Genomic DNA, 25,958 nt, shown 5'->3' with positions numbered 1-25,958 from the left:
ATGAAAAAGAGATATTTATTCGCAGCTTCACTGGCTGCTGCTATGCTGACGTTAAACAGTTGTAGCGACTTCTTAAATACCAAGCCTGACACGATATTAACCCAAGACCAGACTTACGGGGACCCGACATTGATAAAATCTGTAATAGCCAACTTCTACGGACGAACCATGCTGGGACAAAAAGTGGAAGACTGGGATGCTTGGACCAGCATCGACGAGGCTATTTATTACGACAGAAATGAAACAGAATATTTCGACCGTAACAAATGGTGTGATTACGACCATTGCTACGATTTGATACACGACCTGAATGTGTTCTTAGAGGGAGTGAAAACCTCTACCGCAATTGATGATGCCACGAAAGAGGCTTACATCGGAGAAGTGCGTTACATCCGTGCATGGATTTACTTTTGCTTGGGCAGAAGTTTAGGAGGAGTACCCATCGTTGGCGACCAAATATTCGACTATACTCCGGGAATGGATATCAGTACCATGCAGATTCCACGTTCTACTGAAACAGCTCTGTACGACTACATTATTTCGGAATGTCAAGAAGCCGGAAAGTTGCTGACTACGGAAACCAACACGCATAATGCACGTGCCAATTATTGGGTAGCCAAAATGCTTGAAGCACGCGCCGCACTGACTGCTGCTTCATTGGCTCGATACAACACTCCTGAAGCTCATCCGCAATTACGCACGCAAGGAGGTGAAGTAGGTATTCCTGCTGAAAAGGCTGAAGGATATTATCAAACAGCACTGGCTGCGGCAAAAGAAGTAATTGAAAAAGGACCTTATAAATTGATGTATCCTACCGAAAATACCCCGCAAGCGTATGCCGATAATTTCTATAAAGCCGTATGTCAGAAGGATGGAAATACGGAAGTTATCTGGTGTTTCGACTTTGTAGCACCGGGAAAGACACATCAGTTCACCACTAACAACCTGCCTAAGAGCATCGCACAAGATACCGGATGCGACCGCCTGTCGGTAATCTTAGGCTTGGTAGAGGCGTTTGAACCGATTGATGCAAGCGAAGAGGAAAGAGGTAAAGGAGCACGATTCGACATCGGCACGATAGACAACCCGAAATTCTTCGACAATCCGACTGATTTGTTCATGGAACGTGACCCGCGTTTGAATGGCTCTATCATCTTCCCGGGGGCTACTTTCGGAGGACAAACCATCGAACTGCAAGCCGGACAGTTGAGAAAGGAAAACGGCAAATGGGTGGAACGAACCGGAGCACGTAACTCATACGATGAAGAACATCGCCTGATTACGGCAAACAATGGTCCGTTCGGCGGCAATGAACGTGAAATCAACCGTACCGGATTCTATGTCCGCAAATATCTTGACGCTACACCTGCCGCCGGAACCATCGGCCGAGGCTCTGATATGTGGAACGTACATTTCCGCATCGCAGAGGCTTATCTGATTGCTGCCGAAGCAAGCTGGGAACTGAGTGGCGATAACTATGATGAAACCGCACTGAAATATATCAATGATATACGTTCACGCGCAGGAGTAAAACCGCTGACAAGTATCGACCACGAAAAAATCATGCATGAAAACCGTGTGGAATTTGCATTTGAAGGACAACGCTGGTGGCAACTGAAACGCTGGATGGAAGCTGACAAAATTTGGGACGGAAACCCGAATACGAGAACAGCTCAACGCTTAGGATTATGGCCGTATAAAGTAGTTGCACCGGGCGACCCGAACGATGGCAAATGGGTATTCATCGAAAAAAACATGGCTACACTCGACTTATGGCCGAAACCTTACCATTGCACTGACGCTCAGTATTATGCAGAAATAAATAACGGATGGATTAATAACAACCCGAAGCTGGTGAAAAATCCGTTCCAATAATTAACTCAAAAACGAACAATAATATGAATACATTATTTAAGATATGCTCGGTTTTTATTTTGGCAACGTTGGTATTGACAAGTTGCCGGAAAGATAATTATGATGAGCCGGAATCTTTTATCAAAGGACGTGTGGTTTATCAAGGCGAACCATTGCAATTACGCGGCAATGAAGCTGTGAGACTTCAGCTTTATCAGCGTGGATATGAAAAACATGACCCGGTGGATGTATTTGTCAACCAAAACGGAGAGTTTTCTATTTGCATCTTCGACGGTCAATATCAGTTAATCACGAAAGCCGGAAACGGCCCGTGGACTTCGGAAGGAAGAGATACCATCGAAATCAACCTGCGAGGCACAGCCGTACAAGATGTGGAGGTAGTGCCCTACTATCTGGTAGACAATGCACAGATTACACGAAACGGCAATCAGATAAACGCCTCATTTGACGTAAACAAAATTGCAGGAACGGGTATCGACCGCGTGATGTTGCTGTTAGGAACCACACAATTTTTGAGTGATGGAGAACATAACGTAGACCGCTACGATGAAACTGAAAACATGGCGGATTATGCCGGCGGTGGCAAAACTTATACGTTCGCTACACGGGATTATACCGACCATCAGATGTTTCAAACGGCACTGAATCGTGGAACGCTTTTCGGACGTATTGCCTTGTGGCCTTCAGGTTCCGACCAAGCTATCTACTCTCCTGTCATCCGCTTGGATTAATCTCACATAAGGATTGTAGAAGGGTAACAATATCAATAAATTAAAGTCGCACAAATCGAAAGACCTCGTCGGCATGGCTCACATGCTTTCGAGGTCTTTTATTATCTCTTCGATTACCGCCCGGCAACTCTTTTCTTCCTTTCAATAGGGGCAGAAGATGCTTCGGATAAGATTATTATTTCATTAAGGCAGCAACCAATCCGGCAAACGTTTATTGCTTTGCTATTACGCACAAAATAGGTATCATCCGAAACAGGACGAAACATTCCTCCTACTTCAACACTGAACCGTCTGATAAAATAAAAGAGTCTGTTCCCTTCTCCGCACACACATATAAAAAGAATAGGGAATACGCCGAACGGCACATTCCCTATTCTCTCTCTTAAAATCTAATATATGTTTATTAAGAACATCTCAATACCTGTCCGATACGGAGAGTCGTCGTACGTCTGATACCATTTAACTTACACAAACGGTCGATTGATACATGATAAATACGCGAGATGCGTCCCAATGTATCGCCTTTGCGAATCTTGTGGTAACGGATAGCTGCCTTTTCAGCTTCTGCCGCCCCTGATTTGCCTGATTTCACAGCAGCCAAAGCACGTGTGCGCTGGTAAGCATAACGATTGGCTCCACGGACAAACAAATAGCTGTCTGCTACAATATCTTGATTCGGGAAGTCGAACATAAATTCCGGATTGATGACTTCGCCCAAGAAACGAGTTTCGAAATGTAAATGAGAGCCGGTAGAACGACCGGTGTTTCCACCCAAACCGATGGGGTCGCCTGCTTTTACGTATTCATCTTCTTTCACGATTTGCTTGGAAAGGTGTCCGTAGATGGTTTCCAAACCGTTATCATGACGGATTACTACGTATTTTCCATAACCGCGGCGTTCGTATTTCACCATACGCACCCGTCCGTCGAAAGCAGCACGGATAGTATCTCCAATATAAACTTTTATATCCAAACCGTTGTGCATACGCCGCCAGCGCGGACCACATTTGGATGTTATCTTTGTATGGGTAGTAGGCATACAGAAGCCTGTAAGATCAATACGGAAGCTATCGGGTACGTTTACCGTGTTTCCGTAAGCGTGAACACGTTCGTTATTCCAATTCGGATAGAGACTATACGCCGGATAAACGGCTTGTTCGGCCTTTATCTGACGAATCAATGCTAAAGAATCTACTGCTTTCAATTTCCGGTCTACCGGAGCCTGACGCGCCAACAGGTCTTGCCCTGCCACATGTGTGCTGACTAACGCCAAGGCTGCCACCGCAACTGTTCTAATACATTTTAAAATCATTACTTTTTTTACTTCTATTCAAGAGACCGTTTCCGGTTTCATACGGTTCAACTTTAAGACTATCCTCTATAAAGGATACTCAGATTTACAAAAAGCGTTCCAAAGATAATTTTTTTTCGGCAGAGCGTATTATTTACTTAACTATTTTTATAAGAAAAGCGTATTTATGCAGAAAATATATGTTGTTAAACATAACTTTCTGTACAACAAAAACTTTCATCTGCCTCTTTTAACCGTTACTTCCAACCGGGCTTACAGAGAGGAGACAAATTTTCCGTCTTTCCACTTGTAGCGCAAGGGAGCAGCCACAAGGTATGCACGCAGTTTGCCTGCCGTTTCTTCGTCCAGATAGTCGGGGGTAGTATAGGTAAATGTCAATACGGGTTCTTCTTTCGAGAGTTCTGCCTTCAGCAGATACATGTCTGCCGATGCCCGCAAATTTCTCAACGAGTCGGCTTGAACAGCTGATTGGGGGTGCTTGTAGAACGTATCTTCTGACGGCAAGGTCAGAAAATCAGACAGCGGAAGTTCTTGCCACGAGGTATCGTAAAATTCGATCTGACTGTCAGCGGCAGGAGCCGTATAGGTACGCACCACACAAATCACCTTTACTGAGTCGTTGACGGGGAGCAGTTTCATTTCGGCAGTGCTCACCGAGCTGACTTTCAGCATCAGATAATCATCGGTCATCGTAATCATTTCAGAGGTTTTGCCGAAACGGTTGCGCACTTCTGCTTTCATGTTGCTGGCAAGAAAATCGCCGAAATCTTCGCGGTTAACTTTGGTCAGCAGCGGAGAAAGCGAGTCGGGCAACTCAATAAACAATGACTTTATATCTTGGGCGGGCAGCGTCAGGCTGCATAACATACAGGCTATAAGTAGAATCTGTTTCATAATGGTCTCTGTTATAAATCTCGCCAAAGTTACGATTTATTTCTATTTGCCGGCAAAAAGAGTTGAAAAAAGGCAACCATTTATAAAAAGATACGCGCCTGCATCCGTCCGGGGAATACAGGCGCGTGGTAATTTATGTAAGGATGTTACCGGTTCCGGTCATTCGGTTTTCAGGTTTTCGGTGGGATTGACACGGGCGGCTTTTAATACTAACAAGGCGGCAAGCATCACCACGATAAGCAGTACGATGAGTGTACAGCCGGTAAAAATCCACCACGACAACTCTATTTTTACGGCAAAGAGCTGAAGGATATTTTCGCCCACTTTCCATGCCAGCAGCGCACCGACTACCACGGCAGGCAGGGCTATTTTCAGCAAATCGGTAAGAAAGAGCCGTTGCACATCGGCTACCGATGCCCCGTGAATGATACGGATGGCTATTTCGGAACGGCGGCGGGTTACTTCATCGCGGATATATGCCATCAAACCGATGAGGGCGATAATCAGCACACACAGTCCGGCGAAGAGCACACTGTTGCGCACATGAAGCAACTGTACGTACAGGCTGTTCATTTCCAAGCCCAAGCTGGTTACTATCTTGTCCTGACTGGTCATAGTGCGGTCTACCACTGCCTGTGCTTCCTGCATGGCTTCGGGCGACATCTGACGGAAACGGATGAACAGCCTTCCTATCGGTTTGTCTCCGTAGAACATTACCGTAGGACGCTCGTCGCGCTGTTCCGTCATCTGCGAACCGATATGGATTTCTTCGTACACGCCGCAGATGGTCAGCGGTCCTCCGTGTTCGCTCAAGAAAAATGACTTCCCTACCGCAGACCCTTCCCAGCCTGCCAATGCTTTCATCCGTTCCACAAACCGGCGGCTTACCATCGCCTGACGGGTCACCGTGTCTTGCAGATGGGGCGTGAAAACCTCTCCTTCCACAAGGGGAATCTGGAACGTTTTGTGGTAATCACTGCCCACGTCATACATATCTGCCACGTTCATCAACTGTTCTTTCGTATCAGGAAGGTAAACATTATTACCACTGCACCTATCGGCAGGCGACTGGTATCCCCACGTCAGGGATACGACATTGGGCAGGCGGCGCAATTCCTGAACGCATCTTTCCCGTTCTGCCATCGGAACATTGGGAAGGCCTACCATTGCCACACTTTTATACTCGAAACCGGCATCGTAGTTCGTCAGGGTGTGGTATTGCAGACCGATTACCGCCAGCAGATTAACGAAAAGCGTGGTAAGAAGAAACTGCACGAAAAGCAAGCCTAACTTCCAGTGCCGCTTGCTTTCGGTGTAACGCCGGTAAGCATACGTTACGGGGATGCGTGTATAAAGATAGCCCGGCATTACCCCGCAAACTACCACCACCGCAAGCGTGACCAATATGCAGATTATAATTGTTTGCGGCGGGAAAAGCGACTGCAAGCTGTGCCCTATCTGCTCCTGCAAGAAATCTTGCAGTCCGAATATGATCAACACAGCCAGTGCGAGACTGAGAATACCCACATGCAGAAACGATTCGGCAAGTATCATCCGGTAGATGTCTTTGCTTCCCGCTCCGTAACAACGGTAGGTAGCCACAGTTTTGGCTCGGTTTACCATTGAGGAGATGGAAAGCAAGATGTAATTCAACATTGCCGTCAACAGCATAATCACAGCAAAGGCAAGAAACACAATGTTCATCACCCGGTTATAATCCGAGGATACAAATATTTTTTTCACAGGATAAAGGGTGTAATCCAGCTTTAGACCGGCTTGCTCCAGCTCTTCCCCCACGTGGTCGTCTATCATTTTCTTGATATTGGGCTTGAGCTGCTCCGGATTGGTCCCTGAACGGAGGCGGACGTAACTCTTATACCGGTCATTTCCTATCCAGTTATCTCTTCCGTCCCAACTGTACCATCCGATAGAGGATAAGGCTACTGCCATATTCAAATCGGGCAGATGGGAATTTTCGGGCAGGTCGCCGAACACGCCCACTACGGTAAACTTCACCTTCGGATTCTCTTGCCAACTCAGGGTGTGTCCGATAATACCTTCGCCCAAAACGTCAAGCAACTTTTTAGAGATATAAACGTTTCCCGGCTTTTCCAATCCCGTATGGGGCGATTCGCCCATCAGTATCGGCAAGGGAAATACATCGAAAAACGAACTGTCGCACAGCAAGACCTTGCCTCGAATTACCTTGTTGTCTTCCGACTGGAAAGGGCTACCGAACATAAGTTCCGTAAAGCGTGTGGCAGCCTCTACCTCCGGGCAGTAGCTCTTGATACCCGGCGCAATGGCTCCGGCAGTTTGAGAGTATGACCGCCAACCGTCATTATCTTTCCCCAAAAAATTCGACTCTACCCGATACGTATCTTCCAATCGTGGAATGAAGTCGTCATACGAGCGTTCGAAGATAACTTCGGCAAGCAAAGTCAGCCCGATGGCGAGCCCCACGCCCAAGCAGAATATCTTGATTCCGTTCGCCTCTCCCCTCCTAAAAAGGGACTTAAAAATTCTTCCCATAGTGTTTGGTGTTTTTAGCGGTTGCGTTATTAAGTTCTTCGGCTTAAACAGGTCGGTTCTTCCCATAGAATTTAAACCTCAACAACCAACTATTTATCAAATATTTACATTTCAGCGATAGACGAAACGATTTGTCCGTCGAACAGATTGATGATACGTCCGGCAAAGCCTGCGTCGCGCTGGCTGTGAGTTACCATCACAATGGTAGTCCCCTCTTTGTTCAACTCGGTAAGCAGTTCCATCACCTCCTGTCCGTTCTTCGAGTCAAGATTACCGGTAGGCTCGTCGGCAAGGATAATCTTCGGGTCGGACACCACGGCGCGAGCAATGGCAACACGCTGCTGCTGTCCTCCGGAGAGTTGCTGCGGATAGTGTTTCGCACGGTGGCTGATGCCCATGCGCTTCATGATTTCGTTTACCTTTTTCTTACGCTCCTCGGCAGGGATGTGGAGATAAGTAAGCGGCAACTCGATGTTTTCAAACACATTCAACTCGTCTATCAGGTTGAAACTCTGAAAAACGAAGCCGATGTTACCTTTTCTCACGTTGGTGCGGTCTTTTTCTTTCAAATGTCCGACTTCTTTATCGCCCAAGTAATAGTTTCCTTCGGTAGGGTTATCCAACAGTCCGAGGATATTCAGTAAGGTAGATTTGCCGCATCCCGAAGGTCCCATAATGGCAACAAACTCTTTCTCGCGTACTTCGAGGTTTACTTTGTTCAACGCAATGGTTTCTACTTCCGTAGTACGGAAGGTTTTGCTGAGGTTTTCAATTTTAATCATAATGGTATCTATTAATTGTTACTAATTGATTTATCGGGATCGGTATAGAAAGCCACGTCAAAAATACCTTTGGCATAGATACTTCCACACTCTATGCCGGAGGTATTTCCGATGACATAATCAAGGAAACCTCGCGGAAGTACGCAACCGAAATACGAAGGTTCTTCGTCGATATTAATATCCAGAATCGCTATCCGGTCGGCTTCGGGATAACAGGTATTGAAACTTCGCTCATAGCCTACCTTCATCATCATGACTACGAAAGCGGCAAAGGCGGCAGACAGTCCCAATAGATTCAGACAGGAAGCCGTCCGAAAACGACGCAGCGTATAAAATAGGTTTCGTAAGATTGTATTCATAACATTCGTGTTTATTCTCACGAAGTATGAATACAAATGCCGTGCCATTTTTATAACATTCTGATATACAGCACACGTAACAAATTAAGCCGACCTCCGACTGTCTAAAAAATAGACACCCGATGTATAATTTTTAGACAATGTAACGAATCAGGATACGGTAGCCTTTCGACACTTTATCAAAACTTTCTCACCGCTTGCAAGCGTGGTGGCAAACAGATAAGTGTCTCCTCCCTCTTTCAGCTTGAGTTTTTTCCGAAGTTCGGCAACCGATGACGGGAAGTTACGGACGGTGAGATTCGCTTTCTCCACCCCGCTTAACAATGCTTTCAGGTCTTTCTTCCCGAAACCGGATACAGCCATTACCTTAAATGCCCTGCCGGGAAAGGCTACCGGTTCGTCCGACGTATAGAGGTGGCTGTTAAGATGTAGCTTGCTTACGCCGTAACGTGCCGCCAGCAGGCGGTAAGCTCCCGCTTTCAGCAGTGCCGCACCGGGTTCGTACAGATACGCGCCTACCTTATCAGCGATGGGGCAAACCGCTTCGCGTTCTTCGGCGTAGGTGAAGTCGAAATGTTGGGATGGTGAGTTATTAACAAGCTGTTCACAACTTATAATGATTTCTTTCCCAATGCTTTCCGAGACTTCTGAGTCCCGACGGAGAATAACAACCAACTCTTTGCATTCGTTATTCACCGATATGATATGAATCTCCCGCACACAGCGCAAGTCGCGTAACACAGCAGCGATGTCGAGCATGGGCGAAAGTTTTATCATCACCGTGCACCCTTTCTCAACCAGCAACGGTTCGAGTCGGGATACGTCCGGCTCGCAATCGGATATGGCAACGGTTTTCCCGCCGTGGCTGTCGCGGCGCGCCGGGTCAAGAAACAGGCAATCCACCGGAGCCATTGCTTGCAGATACGTCAGCGCATCGGCACAATGCACGTTGATGTGGCTTAATCCCAACAGCGGGAAATTGTGTGCAGCCAAGCGGCAAAGCGTTTCCTGACGCTCCACGTAATCCGCCCTACGGAAGCGGCGGGCTATAAACGAGCAGTCTACTCCGAATCCCGCCGTAAGGTCGGCGAACGAGTCTCCCTCCACCAATGAGGCTTTATAACAGGCTGTTACCTCCGACGAACACTGCTCCATCGACAAATGTTTCGGATAAAGAATGCCTTCGGTCTGTGCCCATTGCGGAATCTTTTTCTCGGCTATCTGTATGCCGGCTATCTGTACTACCGCTTCCGCCATGTCCACGTCGGGGTACTTGGCTGCCTGAAGTGCCAAAGCACGGACATCATCACGGCGGTGCAAACGGATAAAACGGAGGGTTTCTTCGGATGGATTCATACTAATGCGCTTTGTGTAGAGGGGTTCATCCACTCTGTATTACAGATAATCTTGCAGTTGGCTGAGCTTCATGCTGTTCGAGCCTTTTATCAGAATCAGGCAGTGTTCCGGCTTGGTTTCCGACAGCATAGCCTCAACCTCTTTCACATCTTTATATTGTTCGAACGGATGGGTAAGGGCAGCAAACTCCTCTCCTACCAGACAAACACGCTCGAAGTGGCACCGGGACAGGTAATCTACCACCTTTTGGTGTTCTTCGCGGCTGGCGTCTCCCAATTCCTTCATCGCCCCCAGTATCGCCATCTTGTGGGGAGCTTCTATCCGCCGGAAGTTATCCAGCGCAGCCATCATGCTGGTAGGATTGGCATTATAAGCGTCTACTATCAGGCGGTTATGAGGTGTTACCGTAAGCTGCGAACGGTTATTATGCGGAACATAATCCCCAAGCGCCTCGGAAACTTGCACAGGCTCTACCCCGAAATAAACACCGATGGCTGCCGCCGCCAATAAGTTGTCTAAATTATACGAACCTATCAACTGTGTATTTACATCGTAAGACGTTCCTCCCACAGTCCAACGGAAATTCAGGTACGGCGAACACGATACCAACTCACCGCTCACAAAGAGTCCCGGTGTTTGTCCGTAACGTATACAGTTCAACCCTCCGGCTATCCGGTTTAAGTAGGCATTTTCATTTTGAACAAATACCGTGGCATTGTCCTTCGTGCGCAAGTAGTCGTACAGCTCGCCTTTCGTACGGATTACTCCCTCGAAAGAACCGAATCCCTCCAGATGGGCTTTTCCCACGTTGGTAATGATGCCGTAATCCGGTTCGGCTATTTCAACCAACTCCTTGATGTCGCCCGGATGACTGGCTCCCATCTCAATGACCGCTATTTCATGTCCGGGCGTAAGGCGGAGCAGCGTCAGCGGAACACCGATGGCGTTATTCAGGTTTCCCTGCGTGTACAGTACCTTGTATTTTTTCGACAATACCGCAGCGATAAGCTCTTTGGTAGTAGTCTTTCCATTCGTTCCCGTAATGCCTATCATGCGCGTGTTCAGGCGTTTCCGGTGCATATTCGCCAACCCTTGTAAAGCCGACAAGCAATCGTTTACATATAAAATATTCGGATTATCCGTACCGGCATAGCGGGAGTCATCTACCACAGCATAACGGCATCCCTGCTTCAACGCATCTTCGGCAAACGCATTTCCATCGAAATTGGCTCCTTTCAAGGCGATGAACATCGAACCTTGCGGACAGCGGCGACTGTCGGTCGTTACCTCGCCGCACGCCAAAAAGCACTCATATAAAGCGGTTAATTCCATGATTCATTTCAATTAAACAGGGGGCAAACTTAATGAAAATCTTCCGATTTACAGGTCTGATTGGTCACGAATCTACACAAGTTTTTACTTTGTGCCTGCACCCCCGCAAACACTAACGGATAAACCGATGAACGCTACCGCTTGTGTTGCCCTGTTCATCCGCTTGCGTAAGGTAACACAAGCGGTAGCGTTTTAGGCCCGTTTCAGACACTATGTTTTACGCCTCAAATCTGAAAAATCGTTTCCGAAAGAACGAAAAATAAATTATTGTACGTACATTTGCAACGCCAAGCAATCATGCGTAACCAATGGTACACACATTTATTAAATATATAAACGTAAACGGACGGCTGATGGATTTGTCGTATCCGCAGGTAATGGGGATACTGAACGTAACGCCGGACTCTTTTTATGCAAACAGCCGCAAACAGACGGAAGCGGAAATTGCCGCACGAGCTCATCAGATAACGGAGGAAGGAGGAAGCATAATCGACATCGGGGCATACTCTTCACGCCCGAACGCCGAACATATTTCTGCCGAAGAAGAAATGGCACGCCTGCGCCGGGGACTGGAAGTCGTGCGCCGCGAGTTGCCGGATGCGGTTATTTCGGTAGATACATTCCGTGCCGACGTAGCACGCATGTGTGTGGAAGAATACGGTGCAGCCATCATCAACGACATTGCCGGCGGAAACATGGATGCCGACATGTTTCCTACTGTTGCCCGCTTGGGAGTACCTTACGTAATGATGCATATACAGGGTACACCGCAAAATATGCAGCAGGCTCCTCATTACGAGAATGTAACCAAAGAGGTCATGCTCTATTTCGCCCAAAAAGTGCAGCAACTGCGCGACCTCGGCGCCAAAGATATCATTCTTGACCCCGGATTCGGTTTCGGCAAGACGCTGGAGCATAACTACGAACTGCTGGACAAAATGGAAGAGCTGCAAATATTCGAACTGCCCGTCCTTGTCGGCGTATCGCGCAAATCAATGATTTACAAACTGCTTGGCGGAACACCGGACGATGCTCTGAACGGAACAAGCATCATCAACACCATTGCACTGATGAAAGGAGCGGACATCTTGCGTGTACATGATGTAAAAGCTGCCGTGGAAGCCGTCCGAATCACGACCGCAATGAAAAAACCTGAAGAATAAATACTAAACGCTAAAAAAGATATGCCTTTCGATATTCACATCCTGACGCTGAAAGATATACTGGACATCCTGCTGGTAGCTTTCCTGCTGTACAAGACTTACAAGCTGATGAAATCTTCCGGTTCTATCAATATCTTTACCGGAATATTGGTGTTCATCGTAATTTGGGTCATTGTTTCTCAAGTATTGCAAATGCGTCTGTTAGGCTCTATCTTCGATAAACTGGTGAGTGTGGGAGTCATTGCGCTCATCGTTTTGTTTCAGGAAGAGATACGCCGGTTCCTTCTCACACTGGGCTCGCGCCATCACAGCAGCAGTTGGTTCCGCTTTTTAAGGGGAAACAAAAAAACAGAAACCAGCAAAGAGGATATCATGCCTATCGTCATGGCGTGTCTGAACATGAGTAAGGGAAAAGTGGGCGCACTGATTGTCATTGAAAAGAATTTCCCGCTGGACGACATTGTACGGACGGGTGATGTGATTGATGCGAACATTAACCAACGCCTGATAGAAAATATTTTCTTTAAAAACAGTCCGCTGCACGACGGAGCCATGATTATCAGCAATAAACGTATCAAAGCAGCGGGCTGCATTCTTCCGGTGTCACACAACTTGGATATTCCGAAAGAGCTCGGATTGAGACACCGTGCGGCACTGGGTGTATCACAGGAAACTGACGCACTGGCTATCATTGTTTCGGAAGAAACCGGCGGTATCTCTATCGCCTATCACGGGCAATTCCATCTGAAGCTGACGGCAGAAGAGCTGGAACGTATGCTGACCAACGATGACGACAGATAATCAATCCAGCATCAGATTCATATACGGTTCGTCACCGGCAAGCAACCAATCGGCAAGTTCCCCGACAGAGCATGGACGGTACAACTGCCCGAACCGGTAGCCGCGCCTGCAAACGCCATCAGAAACCGTATAATAACCGCAGTTTGAGGAGATTTCATCGTCGGTCAGTTTAATACAGAATGCTTTCTCCGGATGATACTGTGCATAGCATCTTAGAAAAGCCTCAGCATGAACAATGCGTATCATACCGAAAGGATGTACCGTATGGGTTGCACACCGTACGCATTCTATCTGTTCTACTTCGTACTGATGCAGCAAAAACAGCAGTAACGCGGCCTTTGTCTCTCCATCGGCACAAAGGATTTCTTTCACATAAAGGCGGTCTCTTTCTTTCAGGCAAAGAGCAAGCCCGACAAGGCTTTCCCCGTTATAAACCGTCCAAAGCTGTCCGCCTGCCAACTGCAAGTCGGCAAGTATCACCTTAAAATCCTCCGACGTATGTAACACGACAGCAGAACAGGCATCCAACTCACGGCTGAAAAAAGGAAAAACTTCTTCAGGCAAATCATCCGACAAGGACACATCCCTGAAAACCAACCCCGATGCTACGTTAGCAAGCTGCAAATTATCAAGCGTAAGCAATAGGACTTCACGCTGAAGCCGTGAAACATACCCGCTACGGTTATAATAAGTCTCCAGTCCCTTGTTGGCAGGAATCAGGATGCTTGCCATAACTCCTTCACTGAACATCAGCCGATGGGCATCAGCCAACAGGTTGCGCATTATACCACGCTTCCGGTAGTCGGGATGCGTACATGCTCCTGAGATGTAAGCCACAGGCAATACCCGGTTAAATAACTTCATCCAATAGGGTACGCGCTGAAAAGCTGCCACAACTTTTCCGTCTTGCTCTGTATAGCTGTTGATACGATCGGAATAACGCATCCGGAAATAAAGGTCGATAAACGCATCGCTATCATTGAAACACAACTTCCAGAGCTGCTTCACTTGCTCTTTTACTGTCATACCAGTTCTGCCATGTATTTTTCGAGAATCGTTTCGGGCTGGTAAGACAATTTTGCTTTACGCAGTCCTTCCAGTCCCAAATCTTCTTCACGGTTTACATAAATATATTGTTCGGGGATGCGGTTGGCAAACTCATAATTAATCATGGCGTATGAACCTTCGATACTTGTATCGGCTTTCTCGACGCACGTATCAAATGTTTCCTTATTAATCGGAGCGCCGAAGGTAAACGCTACAATGTTTCCCTGCACATGCAGCACACCTCCCGTAAGTCCTAACTTCTCCATATTCTCTAAAGCATTCGTCATCGAGCGGCGTTCTGCCTGAAGTGCGGCATTCTCCGCACAGTCGTTTGCCTTACACCACAAAGCCTCCAGCCGCAAACATTCCGGCACTAACTCCGGAGTAAGCTGGCGATACTCGTAATCGGGATAAGAAGCCTTAAACTTATTGACATGGTTTCGCTTAGGCTGAAACTTCTTGCCGCGCAGCGTAGCCAAATCAGAACGCAGGTAAATATAGTCGGCATAATCACGGTCGGACGTAAAACGGAAACGCCCGGGAAAAGCCTGCTCCAGTGTCTCTTTCATGTTTACACACACGCCCAGCATACGGAATGGGGCATTGAGCCTGTTTGCATCTTCCATCAGCGCTGCCACCACCGGACGTACATCGCCTTCGCCTACCGGCATCATATACGCCAGTCCGCCGTCTACATAAAAGCGAAACAGCAAAAATCCGTCTTGCTCGGCAATTTCCGTCTGATATAAAAAGCTCCAGCTATATAAATTTACGAAAGATAAATCACAGTTCCGACGCGGAGAGGACAGAGTATAATGCAGAACGCGCGCTCTGTCTTCCAATTCTATTGGTTTAAAGGGTACCATAAAAATCCTTTCTCTTTTAATTAGGAAATGCAAATATAATACATTTCTGCAAAGAGAACGAATGAAGCCGGACTTTCATCTTGCGAAAGAAGCAATTCAACTGAATCAATCTGATTATGAACTTGTTTCAGAAAATCTCCGGTTGGGTTTGAAACCCGGAAAATTTCTAACGGTAGAACCACTCGGTCTTCCGAATAGAAACGATCAACTCTACCGCATGGAATGACCAACACTAACGGTTGCGTTTTTCGGGATATGCCGGCGGAAAATTTCGGTCTTCCTTCTCGCCGGAGAAACCTGTTAAAATAGTATCAAAATCTGTCTGACTGCGACAAATAGAATGTGGTTATAAAAATATGACCGGCAGCGTTCCCGTTTCACAACGACCGCTGCCGGCGAGGAATGTTTTCCCCTTAAATACAAACGTTATTCTTCATAAGGAAGTCCGTCAAGTTGCGGACATTTGTTCAACTCGTAACGAGGAACAGGCATCCAATACATGGCCTCACGGAAATTACGCTGTTGTAATACGGTAGTGTTATGAGTATACAACAAGGTTCCGTCTGCCAACTTATAAATCTTCATTGCCGTAGGGCAATTTTCCGCAGCATAAGCCTCTTCCATACGTTTCCATCTGCGTAAGTCAAAGAAACGCTGTCCTTCAAACATCAGTTCCACAGCTCTTTCCTGTTCATATTTCTCCCGAATATTACTTGCATCCGTCAATGCCGGAAGTAAAGCACGGGTACGGGTTTCGTTAATATAAGGCAAAGCCTCGTTATCTCTCCCTAATTCGATCAGACATTCCGCATAGTTCAGATAAAATTCTCCCAACCGGAAAAATATCCACGGAGTATTATCCATTACAGTTTCATCCCACTGGTTATAATTCGGATTCATGAACTTACGCAAATAATAACCGGTTTGGGTTGCGTTCCAATATTCACCACTTGTATAAGTAGGAGACTGTTCGCCAGACTCTACACCTTCTGCCCCCGATTCGAATATTTCAACGGGATGATTATCTTCTCCATATCCCCAAAGAGCTCCATCATACAAGATATTAGCGTAAAGACGCATCTCGCGACCTTCGTAAGGAGAAGTCCGGGTAGCTTCAATCGTTTGGTCAGTATATACGATTTCACCCGTATTACTATCTACTGTCGGAACTTGAATGGTATAATTATCCCAATCGGTAATTTCAAAATCTGTGCCATCCGATTTCTGATAAAGATTTACAATATCATACGTGGGCAACCATACGCCCCATCCGTTATAACCGTTATAAGCTCCGGGAGGCGAAGACATCGGGTAGCTCTGCGAATATGCGCCCCCGCTCACTGTACTATACATCTTTTCGAATATGATTTCCGGATTCTGAGGATTACAAAACAGTTCGGCATATTCTTCATAATTACTTACTTGAGGCAAGCTATACACCCCTTCATTTGCCAAATCAATAATCGCTTTTTGTGCGTCAGCTGCTTCCTGCCATTTTTCGGTAGAAGGCGTACCGAATAACGAGCTTGCCTTATAAAGCAAGGTGCGGGCTTTTACAGCCAATGCCGCTCCCCGTGTAGTCCGTCCAAAATCTTCACCGGTGTAAGAAACCGGAAGAATTGCCGCCGCACGGTCACAGTCCGCAACGATAGAGTCTGCTACTTCATCCATTTCAGCACGAGTTTGTGTCCATTCCGAATCCATATCAAACGTTTGATACACCAACGGAATACGACCATACAAAGAATACAACTGATGATAATAAAACGCCCGCAGGAAATAAGCCTGACCTATCATTTCTTCTTTTTGGCTTTCTTCTTCTTCCGAGGTAACCGATACGTCATTAATTCTTTCAAGGAATTGGTTTGTATTCTTTATTCCGGTATAATAAAAATACCATGTATTACCTTTACCTTCGGAATAACCGACATTATAATTATCGCAAGAAACATTACCTAACGTATACACTTCAGTGGCATATCCGGTACGGTGATACAATTCATCGGTATAACTGCAAAAAGGAACACCCTGTTCGTTATCTCCTTCTACCCATCTGTAACAGTTGTTCAAAAAAGCCTCCGCATAATCCAAACTGCTCCAAACCGCAGCGTCTGAAATCTGATTATGTGGGTCGACATCCAAAAAATCGGAACACGCAGCCATGCTCATTCCAACCAATGTACACAATGCGCCTTTATATATTGTTTTCATAATAAATACCATTTAAAAGTGAGAAATTAAAAAGTAACATTGACACCAAATGTCCATGTACGCTGAATAGAATACCCTCTAATGCCGTTTGTCATTTCTGGGTCAAAAATATCTACTCCGTCAATCGTAAACAAGTTGTTGCCATTGGCATACAAACGAAGATTATCTATCCCCAAACGAGTAATCCATTTCTTTGGGAATGTATATCCGATTTCAAGCGATTTCAAACGTACAAACGATGCGTCACGTAACCACCATGTAGATGACTGTGAGTTACGTCCGTCTACCTGCGATTCTTTCATGAAAGCACGCAGCCATTTGGCTGCCATGTTTTGTTCGGCCGTATTCGATTCGCTCCAACGCCCTTCGTAAAAGTCGGTTGCCATATTCATCGTAGGCTGCACCAATATTTCAGCATCGGCTTGTCCCTGAAAAAAGGCATTTACATCAAATCCCTTCCATGCTCCATTCAGTGTCAGACCGAATATCCATTTCGGAGTAGCAGACTTGTCACGGCGCACGGCATCATCCCACGTAATGCTACCGTCATCATTAGTATCCTGATAAATCAGGTCTCCAACCTTAGTTCCCGCCAAATGAGGTGTTGCATCAATCTGTTCCTGAGTCTGATAAATACCCAATGCCTGATAATAAGTACCCCCATCTATCGGATGTCCGGTCTGACGCTGCCATTCCGGAGTATCCACCGCCTCATCCATATAAACCACTTCATTTTTCGCATAGGTAACATTACCGGTTACGCCCCACTCAAAATCGCCGGCATGGTCTCGATAAGTAGCTATCAATTCAAAACCATGATTTTTCACCTTACCTAAGTTTTCGGCAGGCAAAGACAAACCGGAATAAGTAGGAATAGAAGCATTACGAGTAATAAGAATATCGCTACGGCGAGATTGGAAGTAATCAAAATCCAATCCGAATTTTCCGTCCAAGAATTGAGAAGAGAAACCTACGTTCCATGTTTTGGCAGTTTCCCAAGTTACCAACGGATTTGCCGTTACCGTTTCATAAATACTCTCTGCAAACACGGGGTCGACACCAAATACATAACGTGAGGGAGTTGAATTGTCTGCAACAAATCCATACATGGAAAGGTATTGGTATGCGCTGATATTATCATTACCCATCATTCCCCATGAACCTTTCAGCTTGAAGAAGCTGACAACGTTTTTCAAGGGTTCGAAGAAATTTTCTTCCGACATTACCCAACCGGCAGAGAAACCGGGGAAAACACCCCAACGATGACCCGGTGCGAAATTCATAGAACCATCATAACGCAAAGTAAACTCGGCAAGATATTTGTCTTTATAGCCATAGTTTATACGTCCGAACCAATTTTGGCGCGCTGTTTCATCAGAATTACCGCTATTGCTCTGGTCGTCTTTATTGGTACTTCCAAAATCCAAATCCGGTAAAACAGACGAAGTAAAATTGGTGCGATAGCCATACAGATAATTATATTTATACTTGCTTTGTTCGTAAGCTACAAAAGCATCTACCTTATGAACATCGTTAAAGGTGCGGCTATATCCGATACGCGCATTAACCGTAACGGTACTGCTGTTACTTGACCAAGAGCCTACGCTTGTAGCACCGGTAGCATCACGCTGGTTAATGTATTCACCCGTTGTTGCGTCATACGAATAAATGTCATACGGGTTTCTTATTGTTTTTCCATTATTAAACGTATAGTCTAATGCCGCATACCCCTCTGCATACAATCCCGGAGTAATGACATCCAAGTCAATACGCAATCTCGGCTTCAGATTGATGGTGTTATTCGTGGTTTTATCCGTTCCGGGAAGGTCGGAAACCATTAACACGGCGTTATTCGTTATGCCGTCATGTCCTATTCTTAACAATCCATTCGGATAATAAGGTGCTGCCATCGGACTTGTAGTCAGAAAATATCCGAACAAATCTTCAGTTGAATAAGCGCCGCGGTTGTTTACCGTCTGACGTCCGAGAATATCCATACTGAACTTTATAGCTTTGGTTATTTGGGCATCCAGATTGGTAGTAAACTGATACTGATTATAATTTTGCGGACTATCTTTATAAATCACATCCTGATACATATATTGAGCAGAAGTATAAAACGAGAACTTGTCAGTACCTCCACTGATAGAAAGACTGTGTTCGGTATTGGTATAGCCCAGTCTTTCGACACTGCATTCCACCAATTCGTGTTTGGATAATTAATCTGGTCGCTTCCATCCAATATTTTTGCCAATGCTGTTTCCGGATACGTCAAAGCGTTTCCCTGTGCTGCATCAAACTCGTTGACATACGTAGCATACTGGTAAGCATCCAGCATTTCGGGAACACGTGTTGGCTGTGAAATAGAAACGTTACCACTATAATTAACCGTTATTTTACCTTCTTTGCCACGCTTGGTAGTTACCAAGATAACGCCGTTTGCCGCACGCGCACCGTAAATTGCTGCCGACGCATCTTTCAATACAGATATTGATTCTATATCTTCAGGGTTCAAACGACCAAACGAACGGTCTGCTATCCCATCAACCACAATCAGCGGCGAGGTACTTCCTAATGTTCCCTTACCACGAATCAATATTTCCGCATCATCTGCTCCCGGTTCGCCACTTCGCGTATTAGCGATGACACCTGCTGTTTTTCCTGCCAATGTATTTGTTAAATTCGCTGCTGATATCTTCTTCAAATCGTCTCCGCTGACCGACGACACCGAACCCGTAAGAGTTGCTTTCCGCTGAGTACCGTAGCCTACCACCACCACTTCATCCATCACCTCAGAATCTTCGCGCAATGTAACTTCCAGCCTCCCCGCCTTAGCCTGAGATACCGGTATCTCTTGTGTTTTGTAACCGATATAGCTGATTACAAGCGTAGCGTTGGGAGATACATTCAAGGTAAAATTGCCGTCGAAATCTGTAATGGTTCCGTTGGAAGTGCCCTTTTCCATCACATTGGCACCGATGACTGTTTCGCCTTTCGGGTCGAGGACCTTACCTGTAACAGTACGACTCTGCTGCATAATACCGGCAGTGGAAATCTCGCTCGTTTCCGCATGAACCATAGGGAAAAAACCTGCGGAAAGAACGGCACACGCTGCCAGTCTAATAAATGTGCTACTGAAAAGCACACGATTCAGATGTGTATCCATACTTCTATAATTTAAGGATTAATAGACTTTATTGTATTCCATTCGTTTCTTGATTGCAAAATTATTGAAACTTAAAGATAACAAATAAAAATATTGTCTACCATCCTATCAAAATTGTCGGGTGTACATTAAGATATTCTCCAGAAAACACATCTGATAATCAGCTTAATAAAGAAAATATTGGATTATTCTTTCATCAAAATGTACGATTTTTCCATTCAAAGTATGATTTGTCGGCCTCATTTTTTACGATGATTTCAAGCAAAATTCACGCCTTTCCGGACAGAGAAATAAGCCGGAAAAAAGGGAGGAAAAACGCTACCGCATGAATTGGAGCAAACTACCGCATGTGTAAGGGAAAACTACCGCTTGCGTAAGAGGAAACTACCGCTTGCGTAAGAGGAAACTACCGCTTGCGTAAGAGGAAACTACCGCTTGCGTTTCAAGAAGCATAAAAAGGAGCGTGACGCTGCTTTGGGCAACATCATACTCCTTTATTTATCAAGAACTTAGAGTCTGTCCGGATTAATAAAGCCCCAAAAGGTGCAGAATAGTCGGCGAGAGCAAAGCGGTAAGAATGCCGTTCAGCGTGAGGCCCAAACTGGCATAGGCTCCGTATTTTCCGCTCACTTCCATCGCCCGTGAAGTACCGACGGCGTGGCTTGCCGTACCCATTGACAGCCCTTGCGCGATTGGGCTGCCTACGCGCCCTACCTGAAGCACCTTAAATCCGCAAATGGCTCCAAACAGCCCTACCACGATAACCACGGCTGCCGTCAGCGAAGGGATTCCGCCCACGGCGTTCGACACTTCCATCGCTATCGGGGTGGTGACCGATTTCGGTGCCAACGACATGATTACTTCGGGCGATGCACCCATCAGTTTGGCTATCACCGTAACGGCTACCAGACCGACCACACATCCTGCCAACTGAGACACGATAATGGGCATCAGTTGTTTTTTTATCATCCGCAGCTGTAAGTACAAAGGTACGCCCAAAGCTACCACGGCGGGCTTCAGCCAGAACTCTACCAGCGAACCGGCTTCGGAATATTTCTCGTAAGACACTCCCGTAAACTTCAGGAAACAAATCAGCAGGGCTATCGCTATCAAGATAGGATTGAGCAGCAATGAGCCTGTCTTCTTTTGCAACAACTTGGCTAAAAAGAAAAAGCCGAACGTTATTGCCAGCAGAAAAAACTTATTTTCTAAAAAATCCATACTTCCGAACCAATTGATGAACCCATCCTGTAACAATTAACACCAATACCGTACTGACCAACGTAGCTATCACTATCGGCCAAAATTGCGCCTGAATGATATCGAAGTAAAGCATCAGAGCTACCCCCGAAGGAACAAAAAAGAAACCCAGATTGGCTACCAAGAAGTCGGTCAATCCCTGAACCCATTCGAGCTTTATCCAGCCCAACTGTAAGAAAAGTGTAAGAAGCAGCATCCCTATAATACTGGACGGCAGCTTGATACCCGTCAGATAAACAATCAGTTCACCTAACGCCAAACATCCGAAAAGGATGGAACATTGACGTATCATAATACCTATTACTAAAATTATTGAAAAACGTGGCAAATTTACAGATTCTATCCAAACGCGATACCAAATGGGGCGCTTTTAACAAATCCTGCCTTTAAACATATAGTTTTTGCATACTTTAAACCAAAAAAAATCGGCTTTTGCAAACCTGATATTGCAAAAATGCCTACTTTTGCAAGAGGAAAAAAAGTCAAACATCCTAACATGCAATTTCAATTTTAATCATATAACCGATTATGGATTTAATTAGTCAAATCGTTGAACGCGCTAAAGCAGACAAACAGCGCATCGTGCTTCCGGAAGGAACGGAAGAACGTACTTTGAAAGCTGCCAATCAAATATTGACAGACGGTGTAGCAGATCTTATCTTGCTGGGTAACCCCGACGAGATTATGGCTCTGGCAAAAGAATGGGGCTTGGGAAACATCCATAAAGCTACAATCATAGACCCTGAAACAAATCCGAAAAAAGAAGAATACGCCCAACTGTTGTGCGAACTGCGCAAAAAGAAGGGCATGACCATTGAAGAAGCCCGTAAGTTGGTATTAAACCCGCTTTACTTAGGCTGCTTGATTATCAAATCCGGCGACGCCGACGGTCAGCTGGCCGGAGCGCGCAATACAACGGGAGACGTACTTCGTCCGGCATTGCAGATCATCAAAACAGCTCCGGGCATTACTTGCGTATCAGGCGCCATGCTGATGCTTACTCACGCTCCCGAATGTGGTGACAATGGTGTATTGGTAATGGGCGACGTAGCCGTGACACCGGTTCCGGATGCAAATCAATTGGCTCAGATTGCCGTTTGTACGGCACGCACCGCACAGGCTGTTGCAGGCCTCGACCCGCGTGTAGCCATGCTGAGCTTCTCAACCAAAGGTTCGGCTAAGCACGAAGTGGTAGACAAGGTGGTAGAAGCCCTGAACATTGCCAAAGAAATGGCTCCCGACTTGAAAATCGACGGTGAACTTCAAGCCGATGCAGCACTGGTTCCGAGAATCGGCGCAAGCAAAGCTCCGGGTTCGGAAATCGCCGGAAAAGCAAACGTGTTGATCGTTCCTTGTCTGGAAGTAGGAAACATTTCATATAAATTAGTAGAACGCTTGGGACACGCTACCGCTATCGGTCCGATTTTGCAAGGTATCGCTCGCCCGGTCAATGACTTGTCACGCGGATGCTGCATCGAAGACGTATATAAGATGATTGCCATTACTGCCAACCAAGCCATTGCAGCTAAAAAGAACAGTTAACGACCGAAACACGTAACGTAAATAAATTAAGAATAAAAACACCAATGAAAATATTAGTACTCAACTGCGGTAGTTCATCCATCAAATACAAATTATTTGATATGACTACTAAAGCAATCCTCGCACAAGGAGGACTTGAGAAGATTAACTTACCCGGCTCTTTCCTGAAGATTACATTGCCCAACGGCGAAAAGAAAATCATCGAAAGAGACATTGAAGAACATACGGCAGGGGTTCAATTCATCTTTGAAACCCTTACCCACCCCGAATATGGAGCAGTAAAATCGCTCGACGAAATCGGAGCGGTAGGTCATCGCGTGCTTCACGGAGGCACTAAGTTCAGTGGTTCGGTACTGATTACCGACGCTGTCATTGCTGCCGTTGAAGAGTGTTGCGACCTCGGCCCGCTTCACAATCCGGCAAACCTGAAAGGTATCTATGCCGTACAGAAGCTGTTGCCTAACGTTCCCCAAATCGCAGTGTTCGATACGGCATTCCACCAGACTATGCCCGAAAAGGCATACCTGTATGCCATTCCGTATGAATATTACGAAAAATACGGCATCCGCCGTTACGGTTTCCACGGAACGTCTCACCGCTACGTGTCAAAACGTGTATGCGAGTTCCTGAATATCCCGGCTGAAGGTTCGAGAATCATTACCTGCCACATCGGTAACGGAGGTTCTATCGCTGCCATCAAAGACGGCAAGTGTGTAGACACGACAATGGGACTTACCCCGCTGGAAGGTTTGATGATGGGTACGCGCAGCGGCGACATCGACGGCGGCGCCATCTTATATCTGATGAAAAAAGAAGGACTGACACCAGACGAAATGTCGAACATACTGAACAAGAAAAGCGGTGTGCTGGGTATCTTCCACCGCTCAAGCGACATGCGTGAACTGGAAGCAGCCGCAGCCAAAGGAGAAGCAGAAGCTAAACGTGCAGAAGCAATGTACTTCTATCGCATTACCAAATACATCGGAGCTTACGCGGCTGCGATGGGAGGTGTAGACGTTATCTTGTTTACCGGCGGTGTAGGCGAAAATCAGGCTACGGCTCGCTGGGCTGCTTGCGAACCGCTGGAATTCCTCGGTGTGAAAATCGACCCGGAACGCAACAAGGTACGCGGCGAAGAAGCTATCATCTCTACCGACGACTCTAAAGTCAAAGTAGTGGTAATCCCTACGGATGAAGAACTGATGATTGCTACCGACACGATGGAAATCTTAAAGAACCAGAAATAAATTTCTGAAATAAAACTTTGCAACGCAGGGTTTCGCTAATTCGCACAGAGGGTATCCACAATCTGAGTGAACGGGCGAAGGCCTGCGTTTTTTTAATGAATCTCATTTTATGAAAAAGAAAATCGTAACTTTCGGAGAAATCATGCTCCGCTTCACTACGCCCAACAATTTGCGTATCCAGCAGAGCCATGAAATGTTGGTCAATTACGGAGGAAGCGAAGCCAATGTAGCTATTTCGGCTGCCAACTTCGGAGCGGATGTAGAATACATTACGCGCCTGCCCGATAATGCGCTGGGAGAAACCTGTCTTGCCGAACTCCGTTCGCATAACATCGGAACGGGGCATATCCTTACCGGCGGACGGAGACTGGGCACGTATTATATGGAAAAAGCTGCCGCCATGCGTAACTCAAGTGTGATTTACGACCGCGAAGGCTCTGCCTTTTCCGAACTGAAACCGGGGATGATAAACTGGAGGGAAATATTTAAAGATGCTTCCATCTTCCACTGGTCGGGCATCGATGCCGCCCTCACACCGGGACTTGCCGAGGTATGCAAAGAGTCAACCACCATTGCCAAAGAAATGGGGCTGACCGTTTCGTATGACATCAACTACCGGAAAAATCTGTGGAATTACGGAAAGACGGCGCAAGAAGTATTGCGTCCGCTGATGACCGCCAGCGACATTATCTTCGGCAGCGAAAGCGAATACGCCATGCTGATGGATATCCCTGCACCGGGATTCAAGGCTACCCGCGACGGGGAAGAATACGACATAGAGGCGTACAAAAAGTTCTGTCAGGCCATCAGCCGGCAAATACCCGACTGCAAGTACATTTATATCGCGCTGCGTAACGTCATGAGTTCGGAACATCATACGTTTGCCGGCATACTTTATTCTAACGGAACGATGAAGCATACGCGCGTGTTCGACATCGACAATGTGATTGACTGCGTAGGGGTAGGCGATGCTTTCTGTGGAGCCATGCTCTATGCGCAAACGGCTTTCAGTGACGAACAGAAGCGTGTTAATTTTTCAACGGCAGCATCGGTACTGAAAAATACCATTGCCGGAGATTATAACATGGTGAAAGCTGCCGAAGTTGAGGCACTGCTTGCAAAACACGAGAGTGGAGAGGTAGAACGGTAAGCATTCATTATAAAAAGCTGAACAACAACTTATTATTCTCCATCCCAAGTCATTGAAACGGCTCAAATCATGTAGGGAATACACCACCGGTCAGTCCTGAAAAAACGCAACCGTTAGTGTTACCCATCTCTTGCGGATAAACCATCCGGTTCTACCCATAGAACTTACCCGTTCTATGGGTAGTGTTTTTCTCCCCCTTACCAAGCCCGGAAATTTTACACAAATATCTGCCGATCTGCATCCTGATATCACTTTTTGGGACAGTAAAAAACACAATAATAAATACCCCCCAATATAGGCAATAACAGAATCAGCAAATAAGATAAGAGCTT

At 46.3% G+C, this 25,958-nt stretch carries 19 protein-coding genes and 1 pseudogene; 7 read left to right on the top strand and 13 right to left on the bottom strand.

The window, feature by feature from the left end; translation table 11 throughout:
- Nucleotides 1–1,875: a RagB/SusD family nutrient uptake outer membrane protein gene (locus H9626_RS11970; RefSeq protein ID WP_191710599.1), complete on the top strand. Its 1,875-nt coding sequence runs from the start codon at nucleotides 1–3 to the stop codon at nucleotides 1,873–1,875.
- A 23-nt stretch (nucleotides 1,876–1,898) separates the two neighbouring features.
- Entirely contained in the window at nucleotides 1,899–2,606 is a 708-nt protein-coding gene (locus H9626_RS11965) for a DUF3823 domain-containing protein (protein ID WP_178255796.1), read from the top strand.
- 403 nt (nucleotides 2,607–3,009) lie between these two features.
- Here H9626_RS11965 and H9626_RS11960 read toward each other — a convergent pair whose 3' ends face one another.
- The 7 genes from H9626_RS11960 to H9626_RS11930 all read right to left on the bottom strand — a co-directional run bounded on the left by H9626_RS11960 (nucleotide 3,010) and on the right by H9626_RS11930 (nucleotide 11,173).
- Nucleotides 3,010–3,918, bottom strand: a complete 909-nt coding sequence (locus tag H9626_RS11960) for a peptidoglycan DD-metalloendopeptidase family protein (protein ID WP_191710598.1) — start codon at nucleotides 3,916–3,918, stop codon at nucleotides 3,010–3,012.
- A gap of 252 nt (nucleotides 3,919–4,170) precedes the next feature.
- Nucleotides 4,171–4,812: a DUF3256 family protein gene (locus H9626_RS11955; protein WP_191710597.1), complete on the bottom strand. Its 642-nt coding sequence runs from the start codon at nucleotides 4,810–4,812 to the stop codon at nucleotides 4,171–4,173.
- Nucleotides 4,813–4,971: 159 nt separating this feature from the next.
- The gene (locus tag H9626_RS11950) at nucleotides 4,972–7,344 is read right to left on the bottom strand and encodes an FtsX-like permease family protein (protein WP_191710596.1); all 2,373 of its coding nucleotides are present in this window, start codon (nucleotides 7,342–7,344) and stop codon (nucleotides 4,972–4,974) included.
- A 104-nt stretch (nucleotides 7,345–7,448) separates the two neighbouring features.
- The gene (locus tag H9626_RS11945; RefSeq protein WP_178255792.1) at nucleotides 7,449–8,126 is read right to left on the bottom strand and encodes an ABC transporter ATP-binding protein; all 678 of its coding nucleotides are present in this window, start codon (nucleotides 8,124–8,126) and stop codon (nucleotides 7,449–7,451) included.
- Between the two features lie 11 nt (nucleotides 8,127–8,137).
- Entirely contained in the window at nucleotides 8,138–8,485 is a 348-nt protein-coding gene (locus H9626_RS11940) for a hypothetical protein (RefSeq protein ID WP_191710595.1), read from the bottom strand.
- A gap of 150 nt (nucleotides 8,486–8,635) precedes the next feature.
- A complete protein-coding gene (locus H9626_RS11935; RefSeq protein ID WP_191710594.1) occupies nucleotides 8,636–9,841 on the bottom strand; it encodes a THUMP-like domain-containing protein in 1,206 nt (401 codons plus the stop codon).
- Between the two features lie 39 nt (nucleotides 9,842–9,880).
- Nucleotides 9,881–11,173: a UDP-N-acetylmuramoyl-tripeptide--D-alanyl-D-alanine ligase gene (locus tag H9626_RS11930; RefSeq protein WP_191710593.1), complete on the bottom strand. Its 1,293-nt coding sequence runs from the start codon at nucleotides 11,171–11,173 to the stop codon at nucleotides 9,881–9,883.
- A 308-nt stretch (nucleotides 11,174–11,481) separates the two neighbouring features.
- Between H9626_RS11930 and folP the strand changes: the two genes are divergently transcribed.
- Together folP and cdaA are read left to right on the top strand one after the other, a co-directional pair.
- A complete protein-coding gene (gene folP / locus H9626_RS11925; RefSeq protein WP_191710592.1) occupies nucleotides 11,482–12,336 on the top strand; it encodes a dihydropteroate synthase in 855 nt (284 codons plus the stop codon).
- Between the two features lie 21 nt (nucleotides 12,337–12,357).
- Nucleotides 12,358–13,137 carry a diadenylate cyclase CdaA gene (gene cdaA / locus H9626_RS11920; RefSeq protein ID WP_178255787.1) on the top strand — a complete coding sequence of 260 codons (780 nt, stop codon included), beginning with the start codon at nucleotides 12,358–12,360 and terminating at the stop codon, nucleotides 13,135–13,137.
- Here the strand turns inward: cdaA and H9626_RS11915 are convergent, their stop codons facing one another.
- The 6 genes and pseudogenes from H9626_RS11915 to H9626_RS11890 all read right to left on the bottom strand — a co-directional run bounded on the left by H9626_RS11915 (nucleotide 13,138) and on the right by H9626_RS11890 (nucleotide 21,979).
- A complete protein-coding gene (locus tag H9626_RS11915) occupies nucleotides 13,138–14,163 on the bottom strand; it encodes a GNAT family N-acetyltransferase (RefSeq protein ID WP_191710591.1) in 1,026 nt (341 codons plus the stop codon). It abuts the gene before it with no gap.
- Nucleotides 14,160–15,050: a DUF2156 domain-containing protein gene (locus H9626_RS11910; RefSeq protein WP_191710590.1), complete on the bottom strand. Its 891-nt coding sequence runs from the start codon at nucleotides 15,048–15,050 to the stop codon at nucleotides 14,160–14,162. The genes H9626_RS11915 and H9626_RS11910 overlap by 4 nt, the downstream gene beginning before the upstream one ends.
- Nucleotides 15,051–15,476: 426 nt before the next feature.
- A complete protein-coding gene (locus H9626_RS11905; protein WP_191710589.1) occupies nucleotides 15,477–17,261 on the bottom strand; it encodes a RagB/SusD family nutrient uptake outer membrane protein in 1,785 nt (594 codons plus the stop codon).
- A 26-nt stretch (nucleotides 17,262–17,287) separates the two neighbouring features.
- A pseudogene (locus H9626_RS11900) lies at nucleotides 17,288–20,427 on the bottom strand (SusC/RagA family TonB-linked outer membrane protein).
- Between the two features lie 525 nt (nucleotides 20,428–20,952).
- The gene (locus tag H9626_RS11895; RefSeq protein ID WP_191710588.1) at nucleotides 20,953–21,648 is read right to left on the bottom strand and encodes an LrgB family protein; all 696 of its coding nucleotides are present in this window, start codon (nucleotides 21,646–21,648) and stop codon (nucleotides 20,953–20,955) included.
- Nucleotides 21,629–21,979 carry a CidA/LrgA family protein gene (locus H9626_RS11890; protein WP_178255781.1) on the bottom strand — a complete coding sequence of 117 codons (351 nt, stop codon included), beginning with the start codon at nucleotides 21,977–21,979 and terminating at the stop codon, nucleotides 21,629–21,631. Before H9626_RS11890 ends, H9626_RS11895 begins: the two co-directional genes overlap by 20 nt.
- A gap of 236 nt (nucleotides 21,980–22,215) precedes the next feature.
- Here H9626_RS11890 and pta point away from each other — a divergent pair, with 236 nt between their 5' ends.
- From pta to H9626_RS11875, 3 genes are all read left to right on the top strand, one after another.
- Complete coding sequence (gene pta, locus H9626_RS11885; RefSeq protein WP_178255780.1) at nucleotides 22,216–23,229, top strand: phosphate acetyltransferase; 1,014 nt, start codon at nucleotides 22,216–22,218, stop codon at nucleotides 23,227–23,229.
- 44 nt (nucleotides 23,230–23,273) lie between these two features.
- On the top strand, nucleotides 23,274–24,476 hold the full coding sequence (locus tag H9626_RS11880; protein WP_178255779.1) for an acetate kinase: 1,203 nt from the start codon (nucleotides 23,274–23,276) through the stop codon (nucleotides 24,474–24,476).
- A gap of 109 nt (nucleotides 24,477–24,585) precedes the next feature.
- Entirely contained in the window at nucleotides 24,586–25,626 is a 1,041-nt protein-coding gene (locus H9626_RS11875; RefSeq protein WP_191710587.1) for a PfkB family carbohydrate kinase, read from the top strand.
- Nucleotides 25,627–25,958: the final 332 nt, after the last annotated feature.

It is taken from the genome of Phocaeicola faecium, assembly GCF_014837055.1.
Taxonomy (GTDB): Bacteria; Bacteroidota; Bacteroidia; order Bacteroidales; family Bacteroidaceae; genus Phocaeicola; species Phocaeicola gallinarum.
Note: the sequence above shows the minus strand (reverse complement) of the source record. Positions and strands in the feature narration are given on the sequence as shown.